The organism is Mesorhizobium sp. BE184 (genome assembly GCF_031457045.1).
Classification (GTDB): domain Bacteria; phylum Pseudomonadota; class Alphaproteobacteria; order Rhizobiales; family Rhizobiaceae; genus Mesorhizobium.
Genome location: NZ_JAVDVU010000003.1, coordinates 1 through 13,094, shown reverse-complemented (window position 1 = coordinate 13,094; position 13,094 = coordinate 1). Strand labels below are relative to the sequence as shown.

At 63.0% G+C, this 13,094-nt stretch carries 10 protein-coding genes and 1 pseudogene; 3 read left to right on the top strand and 8 right to left on the bottom strand.

From position 1 onward, the window contains the following. Positions 1-95 precede the first annotated feature (95 nt). Complete coding sequence (locus tag J2X35_RS13640) at positions 96-407, top strand: hypothetical protein (RefSeq protein ID WP_056112716.1); 312 nt, start codon at positions 96-98, stop codon at positions 405-407. A gap of 66 nt (positions 408-473) precedes the next feature. Here the strand turns inward: J2X35_RS13640 and J2X35_RS13635 are convergent, their stop codons facing one another. Next, the gene (locus J2X35_RS13635; RefSeq protein WP_310186189.1) at positions 474-2,132 is read right to left on the bottom strand and encodes a hypothetical protein; all 1,659 of its coding nucleotides are present in this window, start codon (positions 2,130-2,132) and stop codon (positions 474-476) included. A gap of 77 nt (positions 2,133-2,209) precedes the next feature. Continuing rightward, positions 2,210-3,508 carry an adenylosuccinate synthase gene (locus tag J2X35_RS13630; RefSeq protein ID WP_056112724.1) on the bottom strand — a complete coding sequence of 433 codons (1,299 nt, stop codon included), beginning with the start codon at positions 3,506-3,508 and terminating at the stop codon, positions 2,210-2,212. A 250-nt stretch (positions 3,509-3,758) separates the two neighbouring features. Between J2X35_RS13630 and J2X35_RS13625 the strand changes: the two genes are divergently transcribed. Further along, entirely contained in the window at positions 3,759-4,682 is a 924-nt protein-coding gene (locus J2X35_RS13625) for a DMT family transporter (RefSeq protein WP_310186186.1), read from the top strand. Here J2X35_RS13625 and J2X35_RS13620 read toward each other — a convergent pair. The 6 genes from J2X35_RS13620 to glmM form a co-directional block, all read right to left on the bottom strand. Next, on the bottom strand, positions 4,675-5,832 hold the full coding sequence (locus J2X35_RS13620; protein WP_310186183.1) for a fumarylacetoacetate hydrolase family protein: 1,158 nt from the start codon (positions 5,830-5,832) through the stop codon (positions 4,675-4,677). The genes J2X35_RS13625 and J2X35_RS13620 overlap by 8 nt on opposite strands. A 145-nt stretch (positions 5,833-5,977) precedes the next feature. Then, positions 5,978-7,579, bottom strand: a complete 1,602-nt coding sequence (gene serA / locus J2X35_RS13615) for a phosphoglycerate dehydrogenase (RefSeq protein ID WP_056116145.1) — start codon at positions 7,577-7,579, stop codon at positions 5,978-5,980. A gap of 68 nt (positions 7,580-7,647) precedes the next feature. Continuing rightward, positions 7,648-8,823: a phosphoserine transaminase gene (locus J2X35_RS13610; RefSeq protein WP_310186181.1), complete on the bottom strand. Its 1,176-nt coding sequence runs from the start codon at positions 8,821-8,823 to the stop codon at positions 7,648-7,650. Positions 8,824-9,017: 194 nt separating this feature from the next. After that, positions 9,018-9,704 (bottom strand): porin family protein, encoded by a 687-nt coding sequence (locus J2X35_RS13605; protein ID WP_310186179.1) that lies wholly within the window; start codon positions 9,702-9,704, stop codon positions 9,018-9,020. 185 nt (positions 9,705-9,889) lie between these two features. After that, the gene (locus J2X35_RS13600; RefSeq protein ID WP_310186177.1) at positions 9,890-10,729 is read right to left on the bottom strand and encodes a porin family protein; all 840 of its coding nucleotides are present in this window, start codon (positions 10,727-10,729) and stop codon (positions 9,890-9,892) included. A 208-nt stretch (positions 10,730-10,937) separates the two neighbouring features. After that, positions 10,938-12,290 (bottom strand): phosphoglucosamine mutase, encoded by a 1,353-nt coding sequence (gene glmM / locus J2X35_RS13595; protein ID WP_056112738.1) that lies wholly within the window; start codon positions 12,288-12,290, stop codon positions 10,938-10,940. 276 nt (positions 12,291-12,566) lie between these two features. Between glmM and J2X35_RS13590 the strand changes: the two are divergent. After that, positions 12,567-13,094: pseudogene (locus J2X35_RS13590) on the top strand (hypothetical protein); the annotation flags it as partial.

Sequence of the window (13,094 nt, the reverse complement as noted above, 5' to 3'; positions counted from 1 at the left end):
ACGCGACCCTTCCGGATAATTGGCCTCGACGCGCCGCTTGCTCTAGATAGGATAGGAAGGCGGCGACGTTCGCCGCGGAAACCTCGGAGGATAGCATGAGCGAACCGGTTCGATGGCGCCAGATGACGAGCGCGCCCAAGGATGGCAGCCGGATCCTCGTGACCATAAAGTCTTCCGAGCAAGGGCCAGCCGAGGTGGACGTGGCATACTGGGCGAGAGCCGATCAGCACGGCATCGAAGGCTGGCGCGCCAACGATTCCTATCCCGGCCACATGATCGAGTATCCTGAAACCGAACTGAAATGCTGGATGCCGATGCCCAGCGCGAGCGCTGGCGCCGAGCCGAGCGCGACGCTGCCAAGGCCGTGGGACGGCGACGAGCAGGAACTTTACGGATCAGGCATCTGAGCGCCTTCGGCGGCGCACTGAGGTCCGTCAACTAAAAGGGGCTAAGGTCTGCGCGGCGACGATCCGTCAGCCGCCGCTGGCTGGCGCAGCTGTGGCGGCCTTGGCCTGCCATGCCTGCATCGCCTCATCGAACACCTTGTCACCGGGAATCCCCTTTTCCACGGTCAGCAGGGCTCGCCGGCCGGACTTGTAGACCACCGGTATGTCAATCCAGTCCTGGTTGCGCAGCAGAGCGAGATTGGTGTCTTCCTCGGCCTTGGTGTCGTTGAGCGCCACCAGGAAGAAGCCGTCGGCGATCTTGGCCGGAATGCCGATCAGCGGGCTGCCGGCTTCCTGTTCCGACGCCTTCATCGCCACGCGCAGGACATTGTCGATGCCGCCGCCCTCAATGCCGTCGGGCGTCAGGAAAATCATCTCGATGATGTGGCTGGCCGGCAAAGTCTGGTCGGCATTGCGACGGATCGTCATGCGCAGCTGGATATCCTTGCCGGGAATTGTCGCCTCGGCGCGGATCGCCGGTTCAGGCGGCGCGTCGCCGCCGGGTGATTCCTGCACGATAGACCAGACGATATTGCCGGGCTCGGCCGACCCTTGGGCAACGCTGGTCCGCTCTTCGTAGAAGATCGCTTTCTGGCCAACCGCCAAAGCCTGCTCCGCGGAAGGGTTGGCCGGGGCAGCAGGCGGGGTCGCCGGATTGGTCGGAGGCGTGCCCGCGGCCGGCGCCGTCCCGCTTTCGGAGGCGGGGGCGGCCGGCCCGGGAGTGCTGGCCGCCGGTGCGCCTGGCGCGATAGCCGGCGGCGGCGTCGTCAGCGCGACGACCGAGGTTCCTTCGCCGACGCCGCTTTCGCCGCCGGCCGGACCGGGATCCGTTTCCTTGCCGTCCGGCTGCAGGCGCTGCGTGAATTTGGGTGCTTCGCCGCTCGCCGCATCGCTGGCAGGGGCCGGGGGCTGAGTCGGCGCGCCAGGCTTCTGCGGCGCAGGAGTAGCCGGTGTCGCTTCGATCGGCTTATTCGAGGCGACCTCACTCTGTCCGATACCCAGCATCGACTTGAAGGCATCCTGGTTGAGCCAGATGCCGTAACCGGCGCCTGCCACCACCAGCAGCGCGATCGCCGCCGCGATCAGCCCGCCATAGCCGCGCTTGCGTTCATAGCTGTCCAGTTGGTCGAACGTATCGGCATCCTCGTCCGGGATGAACAACGGTGGCCTGTCCTCGGCCACGGGCTTTCTCTCAACGGCCGGACCTGCCGATGCTGCGGACTTCGCAGGTGCAATTGGCGCGGGCGGAGGGGACGCGCGATTATAGGTGCTACCCGCCAAAGGCGGCATGGGCGGCATCTGCGGCGGAACGGCCGGCTTCTGCACCTGTTCGGGCGGTCTCGCCTCTGGCTGCGGACGCTGCCACGCCGGTTCGACCTTGGCAGCAGGCCGCACGTGGTTCGTCTGGTTTCTGTTGCGGTCTATCGAGGAGAAGATGTTTTCCAGTTCCGCCAGCGGATCGAGTTCCGGCGCCTTGCGGGTGTAGTCGCGCTCGATGGTCGAGATGGCGTCTTCAAGCGCGCGGCGCTGACGATCAGCGACGGCCGGAGCCGGCGGCGGGTCAAGAGCGGCAAGCTTACCCGCGATTGTCGAACGGGCCTTGTCGTATACCTTGGCGCGCACCTCCGGCGTTGTCTCGCCGAGACCGTCGAGCGTCTTTCTCAGAACCGCAACGAAATCTGCCATGCTTCAGTCGACCTGTAATTCTCGCTTCCGCGCTGGCCCCGCCAAATCAGCCGCAAATGCCCGAAGAAGCGCCATGATTAGTCTTGAAACGGATCGGTCACAAGTATCGTGTCGTCGCGCTCCGGACTGGTGGAAAGCAGCGCCACCGGCGCGCCGATGAGTTCCTCGATATACCGTACATACTTAACGGCCTGCGCAGGCAGGTCGTTCCAGCTCCGCGCCCCGGCTGTCGTTCCCTTCCAGCCTTCCAGCGTTTCGTAGATAGGCTGCACCCGCGCCTGCGCGCCCTGGCTGGCCGGCAGATAGTCGATCGGCTCGCCGTCGAGCAGGTAGCCGGTGCAGACCTTGATCTCATCCATCCCGTCCAGCACGTCGAGCTTGGTCAGGGCGATGCCCTTGATGCCGTTGACGGCGACGGCCTGGCGCACCAGCACCGCATCGAACCAGCCGCAGCGACGCTTGCGCCCGGTGACGACGCCGAACTCGTGTCCGCGCGTGCCAAGGAATTCGCCGATCTCGTTCTGCTGTTCGGTCGGGAACGGGCCTTCGCCGACGCGCGTCGTATAGGCCTTGGTTATGCCGAGCACATAGCTCAATGCACCCGGACCGACGCCTGCGCCCGCCGCCGCTTGTCCGGCCACCGTGTTGGAGGAGGTCACGAACGGATAGGTGCCGTGATCGATGTCGAGCAGCGTGCCCTGCGCGCCTTCGAACAGGATGCGTTCGCCGGCGCGGCGGCGGTCGTCGAGCACCTTCCACACGCGATCCATGTAAGGCAGGATCGCATCGGCGACCGACGTTAATTCCTGCATGATCGCATCATGCGAAACCTCGGCATGGCCGAGGCCCCGCCTGAGCGCGTTGTGGTGCGTCAGCAGCCTGTCCACTTTCAGCGGCAGCGTTTCCAAATCCGCCAGGTCCATTACCCTCACCGCGCGGCGCCCGACCTTGTCTTCGTAAGCAGGCCCGATGCCGCGGCGCGTCGTACCGATCTTGGTGCCGGAATTCGAAGCGGCGTCCTCGCGGAATCCGTCCAATTCCCGGTGTACCGAAAGAATAAGCGCTGTGTTTTCGGCTATTTTCAGGCGCTCCGGCGTCACCTCGATGCCCTGGCCCCTGAGCTTTTCCATCTCGGCGACAAAGGCGTGCGGATCGAAGACGACGCCATTGCCGATGATGGAGAGCTTGCCCTCACGCACCACGCCCGAAGGCAGAAGCGACAGTTTGTAGACCTTGCCGTCGACGACGAGCGTATGCCCGGCATTGTGGCCGCCCTGAAACCGCACCACCACGTCGGCGCGCTCGGATAGCCAGTCCACGATCTTGCCCTTGCCCTCGTCGCCCCACTGCGAGCCGACGACAACCACATTGGCCATGTTTCTTCCCTTCGATCCTGAAAACCCGCGTCCGGCCGCCCGTCGAACGGCCAACGCGCTGCAACCGTATCGGATAGGCTGTATCCAATACGGTTACAAAACGACAGGCCTCTATAACGTCAACAACCACTCTGCGCGACCATTGTTTGGCCAGTTGACGCCTTCGAGGCACAACAATTTTCGCCTTTCGCATCATTTACTTGGCACAGCAGCGGTCATAGGTCGGCATGGTCTGTCACAGGAAGCCGTCATGAACCATCGCTCCGCCTATGCCCTGCTGCTTTTGACCACTGTCCTGTGGGGCGGCAACGCCATCGCCGGCAAGTGGGCGGCGGGACATATTTCGCCGATGACGCTGGTGTTCCTGCGCTGGGTGGTGGCGACAGCCATCATGCTGCCCTTGGGCTGGCGCACTTTTATCCAGGACTGGCCGCTGGTGCGCCGGCATATCGTCCTGCTCACCCTTCTCGGCGCCGGCGGCTTCACCCTGTTCAACGCCATCTTCTACGTAGCGCTGAATTACACCACTGCGATCAACGTCTCCATCGAGCAGGCCGGCATGCCGATCCTCATCATCGTCGGCAATTTCCTCTTCTTCCGCCTGCGTGCCGGCTGGATGCAACTTGTCGGTGTCGTTTTGACCGTTGGCGGCGTCGTGCTGACCGCCAGCCATGGCGATCCACGCCAACTGCTGAAGCTCGACTTGAATTTCGGCGACGCCATCATGCTGATCGCCATCGTCCTTTACAGCGGCTATTCGATCGCGCTGCGCCTCAAGCCGCCTATCCAATGGCAGACGCTGATGCTGGTGCTGTGCGCCGCGGCGCTGGTCACGTCGATTCCGTTCCTCGCCTGGGAAACGGCCGCCGGCAAGGCGGTGTTCCCGGATACGACCGGCTGGGCGATCGTCCTGTACACCGCACTTGGCGCCTCGGTGATTTCGCAGGCCGCCTATATCCGCGGCAATGAGCTGATCGGCGCCAACCGTGCCGGCCTGTTCATAAACCTCGTGCCGATCTTCGGCACGCTGTTTTCAATCTTGCTGCTCGGCGAGACTTTCCACGGTTACCACGCCGTGGCGCTGGCGCTTGTCTTCGGTGGCATCTGGCTGGCCGAGCATGGCGGCCGCCGTCATGCGGCGGCGATACAGGCCAACAAGACCCAGATCAGATGAGCCCGGCCTTCGCCAGGTCCCGCATCAGGTGGCTGGCGCCGTAACGCCAGGGCGGGCATTCCGTCGACAACCGCACCCGGTTGACCAGCGCGCCAAGCTTCTCCGACGATATGGTGACGATGTCGCCATTCTTGTGGGTGAAGCCCTTGCCGGCCTCGCCCCGGTCCTTCGCCGGCGCGAACATGGTGCCAAGGTAAAGGGCCAATCCATCCGGATACTGGTGATGCTCGCCGATCGCCGCGGCGACGAGGTCTTCCGGCGAACGGCTGATCTCGGTCATGGAGCTTGCTCCCTCCAGCACGAAGCCGTCACCGCCCTCGACCTTCAGGCCGACCTGCGCCGTCTTGACGTCATCGAGCGAAAACGTCTCGTCGAACAGGCGTATGAAGGGGCCGAGCGATGCCGATGCGTTGTTGTCCTTGGCCTTGCCGAGCAGCAGTGCCGAGCGCCCCTCGACGTCGCGCAGATTGACATCGTTGCCGAGCGTCGCGCCGACGATCCTCCCCCGGCTCGAAGAGACGACCGCCACTTCCGGTTCGGGATTGTTCCATGTCGATATCGGATGCAGCCCGACGTCAGCGCCGTGCCCGACCGACGCCATCGGCTGGCATTTGGTAAAGATTTCGGCATCGGGGCCGATACCGACTTCCAGATATTGCGACCACACACCGCGTTCGATCAGCTTCGCCTTCACCCTTGCTGCCTCGGCCGATCCCGGCTTCAGCTTGGAGAGATCATGGCCGATAAGACCGGCAATATCGGCACGGATAAGATCGGCCTTTTCCGCGGAGCCCCGCGCCTGCTCCTCGATGACGCGTTCGAGTAGCGACACGACGAAGGTGACGCCCGAAGCTTTGACCGCCTGCAGATCGACCGGCGAAAGCAGATAGGGTTTTGATGTGTCGCGCCGCGCCGCCATGCTGTTGGCGAGGATATCGGCGAGCGCACCGAGCGACTTTCCTTCGGTTCTGACGACATAGGTTGCCGGCTCGTCCAGTTCGCAGATGTCCCGGCTGGTAGGCGCGACAGGAGACGTAATGTCTATCACCATGCCGTCACGAATGGTGACGACGGCCGGATGCGGCCAGCCTTCGGCAAAAGCACGGCCAAGGAAAGTGCCTTCGGCGGGAATTGTCATCTCTTGGCTCATCGGTCCAGGTTCCTCCGCCGCATGGCTGTAAACTGCCAGTCCGGCAGTATGGCTTGTTGTGACAGATACGACCTTTTCATTGGCCCGGTCATAAAAAAGGCGCGCCCAGGACCGCGCGCCTTTTCAACACTGATGCAAGCAGCGGCTAGATCCCGCCGACGTCGAAATGCAACGGCCGCGCCGATTTGATGGACTCGTTTGCGCGAAGCTCCGCAAGCACCTTTTCGGGGAACGGCGCATCGAGATAGAGGAGCGCGATCGCATCGCCACCCTGCCTGTCGCGGCCGAGCTGGAAATTGGCGATGTTGACGCCGTTCTTGCCGCATATGGTGCCGAGCAGGCCGATCATGCCGGGCGTATCTGCGTTGGTGGTGTAGAGCATGTGCTCCCCCACCTCGGCGTCGAGGTTGATGCCCTTGATCTGGATGAAACGCGGCTTGCCGTCGGAGAAGCACGTGCCGGCGATAGAGCGTGTCTTTTGTGCTGTCTTCACCGTCAGCTTGATATAGCCGTCGAAGACGCCGGACTTGTCACGCTTGACCTCGGCGACGATGATGCCGCGCTCCTTCACCATGATCGGCGCCGAAACCATGTTGACGTCGGCGACCTGCGGCCGGATCAGCCCGGCGAGCGCGGCTGAGATCAGCGCGCGCGTATTCATCTGCGCCGTCGCGCCGTCGAACAGGATTTCGACTTCCTGGATCGGCTCTTCCGTCGCCTGGCCCACGAACGCGCCCAGCACTTCCGCCAGCTTGACGAAAGGCTTGAGACGAGGCGCTTCCTCTGCGGTGATCGAAGGCATGTTGATGGCGTTGGTGACCGCGCCCTTGACCAGATAGTCGGCCATCTGCTCGGCCACCTGCAAAGCGACGTTCTCCTGCGCTTCCGTGGTTGACGCGCCCAGATGCGGCGTCGCCACCACATTCTCCATGCCGAACAGTTCGTTGCGTTCCGCCGGCTCCACCTCGAACACGTCGATACCCGCGCCCGCGACCTTGCCGCTCTTCAGCGCCGCGATCAGGTCGGCTTCGACGACCAGGCCGCCACGCGCGCAGTTGATGATGCGCACGCCATTCTTCATCTTCGCGATGGCCGTGGCGTCGATGATGTTGCGCGTCTTGTCGGTCAGCGGCGTGTGCAGCGTGATGAAGTCCGAGCGGGTGAAAAGCTCGTCCAGCTCGACCTTCTCGACACCCAGCTCCGAGGCCCGCTGCTCGGACAGGAACGGATCGAAGGCGATCACATGCATCTTCAGGCCGACGCCGCGCGTCGCGACGATCGAGCCGATATTGCCGCAACCGATGACGCCGAGCGTCTTGCCGGTGATCTCGACGCCCATGAAGCGGTTCTTCTCCCACTTGCCGGCATGGGTGGAGGCGTTGGCCTCGGGGATCTGGCGGGCAAGCGCGAAGATCATCGCGACCGCGTGTTCGGCAGTGGTGATGGAATTGCCGAAGGGCGTGTTCATGACGATGATGCCGCGCCGCGAGGCGGCGGGAATGTCGACATTGTCGACGCCGATGCCGGCGCGGCCGATCACCTTGAGGTTGGTCGCGGCGGCGATCAGTTTTTCGGTGGCCTTGGTGGCCGAGCGGATCGCCAGCCCGTCATATTTGCCGATCACTTCGGCGAGCTTTTCCTTGTCCTTGCCGAGGTCTGGCAGGTAGTCGACGTCGACGCCGCGATCCTTGAATATCTGCACGGCGGTGGGCGAAAGTTTGTCTGATACGAGAACGCGGGGCGCCATCATGGCCTCCTTGAAGAAGAATGATGTGGAAGGGAACGGACGGCGTCGGCGACGCCGCCCCGGAAAGATCAGGCCGCGGCCTTGAGCGCGGCCTTCTGGCCGGCGAAAGCCCATTCGAGCCATGCGCGGAGCGCTTCGAGGTCGGATGTCTCGACCGTCGCGCCGCACCAGATGCGCAGGCCAGGAGGCGCGTCGCGATAGGCGCCGATGTCATAGGCCACGCCCTCCCTGTCGAGCGCCGTAACCAGACCCTTGGCGAAGGCCGCCTGGCCGTCCGCGTCGAGCGCGGTTACGTCCGGATCGACGATCGACAGGCACACCGAGGTGTTGGAGCGGGTCGCCGGCTCGACGGCCAGATGACCGAGCCACGACGATTTCTGCACGAAGCCGTCCAGCACCGCGAAATTGGCGTCGGCGCGGGCGACCAACGCCTTCAATCCGCCGAGCGACTTCGCCCAGTTGAGCGCGTCGAGATAGTCCTCGACGCACAGCATCGACGGCGTGTTGATGGTCTCGCCCTTGAAGATGCCTTCGATCAGCTTGCCGCCGGAGGTCAGACGGAAGATTTTCGGCAGCGGCCAGGCTGGCTTGTAGGTCTCCAGCCGTTCGACGGCGCGCGGGCTGAGGATCAGCACGCCATGTGCGCCCTCGCCGCCAAGCGCCTTCTGCCAGGAGAAGGTGACGACGTCGAGCTTGGCGAAATCGAGCTTCTGCGCAAAGGCCGCCGAGGTCGCATCGCAGATGGTCAAGCCCTTGCGATCGGCCGGGATGAAATCGGCGTTCGGCACCCGCACGCCGGAGGTGGTGCCGTTCCAGGTGAAGACGACGTCACGGTCGAAATCGATCTGCGACAGATCGGGCAGCTTGCCATAGCCGGCCTCGATCTTGCGCGCATCGGCGAGCTTCAATTGCTTGAGCACATCGGTGACCCAGCCGGAGCCGAAGGACTCCCAGGCGACCATGTCGACGCCGCGTTCGCCCAACAGCGACCACAGCGCCATCTCGACCGCGCCGGTGTCGGAGGCCGGGACGATGCCGATGCGGTAATCCGCCGGCACTTCCAGCACTTCGCGGGTCAGGGCGATGGCTTGTTCGAGCTTGGTCTTGCCGATCTTGGCGCGATGCGAGCGCCCCAGCGCGGCATCCTTCAGCGCCTCGACCGACCAGCCGGGACGTTTTGCGCAGGGACCTGATGAAAAATTGGGATTTGCCGGGCGGAGCCCGGGCTTGGGGAGTGTCGTCATCGTGGTCTATCCTTCCAGATAGTAAGCCCCTCGTTGGGGAGGGGTGGCCCACGGACGGCGATATTCTTTCAGGCGGCCGGCGTCAAGAACAAAGTTTCCGTCGCTGACAGAACAGAGGCGAGCCGCGCCAGTATAGCCGGAAACGAAAAAGGCGGGCCGAAGCCCGCCGTCGATTGGCGAAACGGAACCGCGTCTTACCAGAGATCGTAGCGCAGGCCGACCCTGACCTGGTGGTAATCGAGGCCCTTCTCCATGCTCCCCGTTGGGATGTCGAAATATTCGAGGCCCGGAGCCGATACGTACTGGTAGCCCAGATCGACGGAAGTGTTCTGCGCCACCTTGTAGGCAAGGCCGGCGCCCAGCGAGTACGCGAAGGCATATTGCGTATCGCGCTCGGAGATGCCGAGGAAGGTATCGTCGACCTTCCGGCTCGAATGGAGCATACCTACACCAGCGCCGATATAGGGTGTGAAGCCCGCGATCGTACCAAGATCGAAATAGCCATTGGCCATGCCGCTCCAGATATTGCTTTCAGCCCGGATCGCGTCGATGCCGTTCGTCCAGTTGTATTTGTCGTGCGACAGGAACCCGAGGTTGATATCGCCACGGAAATAGTCCGTGAAATGATAGCCTACGCCGAGGCCGCCATTGATCCGCGACCCCTCCGAGTCGGTGCCATTGAACGAGACGTCATAAGGCGACTTGTTGACGTTGTAGCCAATGTCGCCACGCAGATACCAGCCCGAGCCAACTTCGACGGGCGTGTATTCCGGCGTTTCCTCGACATAGACGGACGGATCGTAATCCGCCGCGAGAGCCTGCGGCAGTGGCGAGAAGGCTAGCGCTGCGAGCGCCAGCGCGGCACGCGATTTCAAATTCATGTCACCCACTCCCCATGTCGCCATACTGCGACCGGCTGTTCGTCTGGGAGCATTGTTAACCATAGTGGTTAAGTGGCGGTTAAGGCTAACAGAGGCTTAGCGATTTAGTTAACCGCAGCCTGATGCCGCAAATGAAAACACCCGGCGCTTGGCCGGGCGTTTTACGGATCGAAATCCTGAAGAGATTACTTGGTATAGATGGGCTCCGGCGGAGGCTCGTAGGCCACCGGCTCGGGCTGCGCGCAATCCGATCTGCCGAACTGGTAGCGCAGGCCGCCGCGAACCTCGTGGACGTTGATGCCCTTGTCGTAGCCAGGTCCGCCGCCATTGGCGTAGCCGAACATCTCGCCGCCATTGATATGGCTGAAACGATAGCCCAGATCGAGCTTGGTGCGGTCGGTGAGGCAGTAGGAGGCGCCAGCCATCACCGCATAGGCGAAGCGCCAGCCCTTGCCGCCGCGATGGTAGAAATCGCCGTCATTATTGCTGTTGTGCAGCGTGTCCCATTTCAGGTAGGCGCCGCCGATACCGGCGCCGACATAAGGCGTCACGCCGTGCCAGGTGCCGAGGTCGGCATAGGCATTGGCCAGCAGGAGCAGCGCCGAATAGGACGTGGTATCGACTGACTGGCAGACGATGCCGCCGCCGCAAATGCCGGTCGTCTGGCCACGGAATTTCGACTTGGAGAACCAGTCGCCGGTCACATCGACGCGGAAGTGGTTGTTGACCTGATAGCCGACACCGGCGCCGAGCGACATGGCGCCCTTGAGCTTGCCGAAGTTGAAAGAATTGGTTCCCGGCGGCGGCCCATAGACGACGTAATCAGCGCCACGGAACTTCGACCAGTGATAGTCGACATCGCCGCGTAGATACCAGCCGCCATAGTCAGCCTCTTCATAGACCGGCGCAGCCGCAACCGGCTCCGGCAGCTCTTCCACCGGCGGGTTGTAGTCTGCGGCCATTACCGGCACGGCCAGGCAAACCGCCGCCGCCGCGAGCGCCGCTTTCCTTGCGAAATTGAACATTCTGGTCACCCCTGGGAGTATCGGAGCCGATGACGCGCCGATTGATTGGCCTCAGGCGTGGATAATGAATTGCAAAGGTTAAAAGGCCTTTAACCCTGCTCTTTAACCAAGAATGTTTAGGAGTTGAATGATCGAGCCGGTTTGCAATTGTCGGGCACATACTAAAAAGCCCGCCGAAGCGGGCCTTTTTCAAGACAGGAATGAGGGATCAGGCGGCGCTGCGGGCGTGCGAGATGACCTCGACCAGATCGTCCACCACGGTTTCGACCAGCTTCTGGTCGTCGCCTTCCGCCATCACCCGGATCAGCGGCTCGGTCCCCGAAGGCCTGATGACCAGACGGCCGCCCTTGCCAAGGCGGATGCGTGCATCCTCGATGGCCGCCTTGACAGGCGCGTCCTCCAGCGGCTTGCCGCCGGAGATATGGACATTCTTGAGCAATTGCGGCACCGGCTCGAACTTCTTCGCCACTTCGCTGACGGGCTTGTTGGCGCGCTTGATGCAGGCGAGCACCTGCAGCGCCGACACCAGTCCGTCGCCGGTGGTAGAGAAATCCGACAGCACAATGTGGCCAGACTGCTCGCCGCCGACATTGAGCCCATGTTCGCGCATGTGCTCGACGACATAGCGGTCACCGACCTTGGTGCGGTGGAGTTGCAGCTTCAGTCCGCCCAGGAAGCGTTCGAGACCGAGGTTCGACATGATGGTGGAAACCACGCCGCCGCCTGCCAGCCTGCCGTTCTGATGCCAGGACTCCGCGATGAGCGCCATGATCTGGTCGCCGTCGACCAGTTCACCCTGCTCGTCGACGATGACGACACGGTCGGCGTCACCATCCAGCGCAATGCCGATGTCGGCGCGCACTTCGTGGACTTTCCGCTGCAGTTCGGCCGGATCGGTCGAGCCGCATTCCTTGTTGATGTTGATGCCGTTGGGATCGACATTGATGGCAACCACGTCGGCGCCCAGTTCCCAAAGCGCTGCGGGCGCCACCTTGTAGGCCGCGCCATTGGCGCAGTCGACGACGATACGCAGGCCCGACAGCGACATTGAGCGCGGCAGCGTGCGCTTGGCGAACTCGATATAGCGGTCATGCACGCCGTCCACCCGCTTGGCCCGGCCGAGTCCGTCGGAATCGGCAAGCGCCATTTCGATGTCGTCATCGAGCATAGCCTCGATACGCGCCTCGATCTGGTCGGACAGCTTGTAACCGTCCGGGCCGAACAGCTTGATGCCATTGTCGTGGTAAGGGTTGTGCGAGGCCGAGATCATGACGCCGATGTCGGCGCGCAGCGACCGGACCAGCATGGCCACGGCTGGCGTCGGAATGGGGCCAAGCAGGAAGACGTCCATGCCGGCGGCGCACAGACCGGCCACCAGCGCGTTCTCGATCATGTAGCCTGACAGCCGCGTATCCTTGCCGAGCACGACGCGGTGGCGATGGCTGCCGCGCTGGAAAGAAAGACCCGCCGCCATGCCGACGCGCATGGCCACTTCCGCCGTCATGGGAAATTTATTGGCCCGCCCGCGAATTCCGTCGGTGCCGAAATAACGTCCGGTCATGCAGTGTTTGTCCCTGTCGGTTGTCCCCGATCGCGGCTCTCATGCCACAATCCCCCCGAGCATAACGATCACATTGTATGATCGTATGTTACCAAGTCTTCGTAAACGGTTCGTTTTTAGCGGAATCCACCATGATTCGGCAACAATTCATGACGCTTGATGAGCAACCTCCATATGAATGCTTCCCGGAGGGCTGGCAATAGCATCTGGCGCAACCGGCCGTTGAGCGTTATTGCTCGTAGCAGTTCATTGAGGACGGCATAACGGAGAACAGCCATGCTCATCGACCGATTTTTGAAACTATCCGCACTTGCCGTGGTGGCGCTGTTTCTGGCTTCGCCGGCCAGCGCACTGACCATGGCCGAATGCAGCACCAAATATAACGCCGCCAAGGACGCCGGCTCGCTCGACGGCAAGACGTGGAATCAGTTCCGCGCCGCCGAATGCGGCACGGACGCCAGCGCCGAGACCGCGAAACCGGCCAAGAAGGCGACCAAGGCCGCTGAGACAAAGGCTGCTAAGAAGACCACCAAGGCAGCCGCGAACGACGACGACGCAAAGGGCCTGAGCATGGCCGAGTGCAGCGCCAAGTATCAGGCGGCCAAGGACGCCGGCTCGCTCGGCGACACCAAATGGAACGACTTCCGCAAGACCGAATGCGCCGCCGGCGCAACCACGGCCGCGGAGACGAAGCCCGCCAAGAAGACAACCAAGGCAGCCGCCAACGACGACGACGCAAAGGGCCTGAGCATGGCCGAGTGCAGCGCCAAGTATCAGGCGGCCAAGGACGCCGGCTCGCTCGGC

Excerpts from the sequence above, each read along its gene's own strand:
- J2X35_RS13635 (WP_310186189.1), bottom strand. The coding sequence starts at position 2,132 with ATGGCAGATTTCGTTGCGGTTCTGAGAAAGACGCTCGACGGTCTCGGC.
- glmM (WP_056112738.1), bottom strand. The coding sequence starts at position 12,290 with ATGACCGGACGTTATTTCGGCACCGACGGAATTCGCGGGCGGGCCAAT.
- J2X35_RS13640 (WP_056112716.1), top strand. The coding sequence starts at position 96 with ATGAGCGAACCGGTTCGATGGCGCCAGATGACGAGCGCGCCCAAGGAT.
- J2X35_RS13605 (WP_310186179.1), bottom strand. The coding sequence starts at position 9,704 with ATGAATTTGAAATCGCGTGCCGCGCTGGCGCTCGCAGCGCTAGCCTTC.
- J2X35_RS13620 (WP_310186183.1), bottom strand. The coding sequence starts at position 5,832 with ATGAGCCAAGAGATGACAATTCCCGCCGAAGGCACTTTCCTTGGCCGT.
- J2X35_RS13610 (WP_310186181.1), bottom strand. The coding sequence starts at position 8,823 with ATGACGACACTCCCCAAGCCCGGGCTCCGCCCGGCAAATCCCAATTTT.
- J2X35_RS13630 (WP_056112724.1), bottom strand. The coding sequence starts at position 3,508 with ATGGCCAATGTGGTTGTCGTCGGCTCGCAGTGGGGCGACGAGGGCAAG.
- J2X35_RS13600 (WP_310186177.1), bottom strand. The coding sequence starts at position 10,729 with ATGTTCAATTTCGCAAGGAAAGCGGCGCTCGCGGCGGCGGCGGTTTGC.
- J2X35_RS13625 (WP_310186186.1), top strand. The coding sequence starts at position 3,759 with ATGAACCATCGCTCCGCCTATGCCCTGCTGCTTTTGACCACTGTCCTG.
- serA (WP_056116145.1), bottom strand. The coding sequence starts at position 7,579 with ATGGCGCCCCGCGTTCTCGTATCAGACAAACTTTCGCCCACCGCCGTG.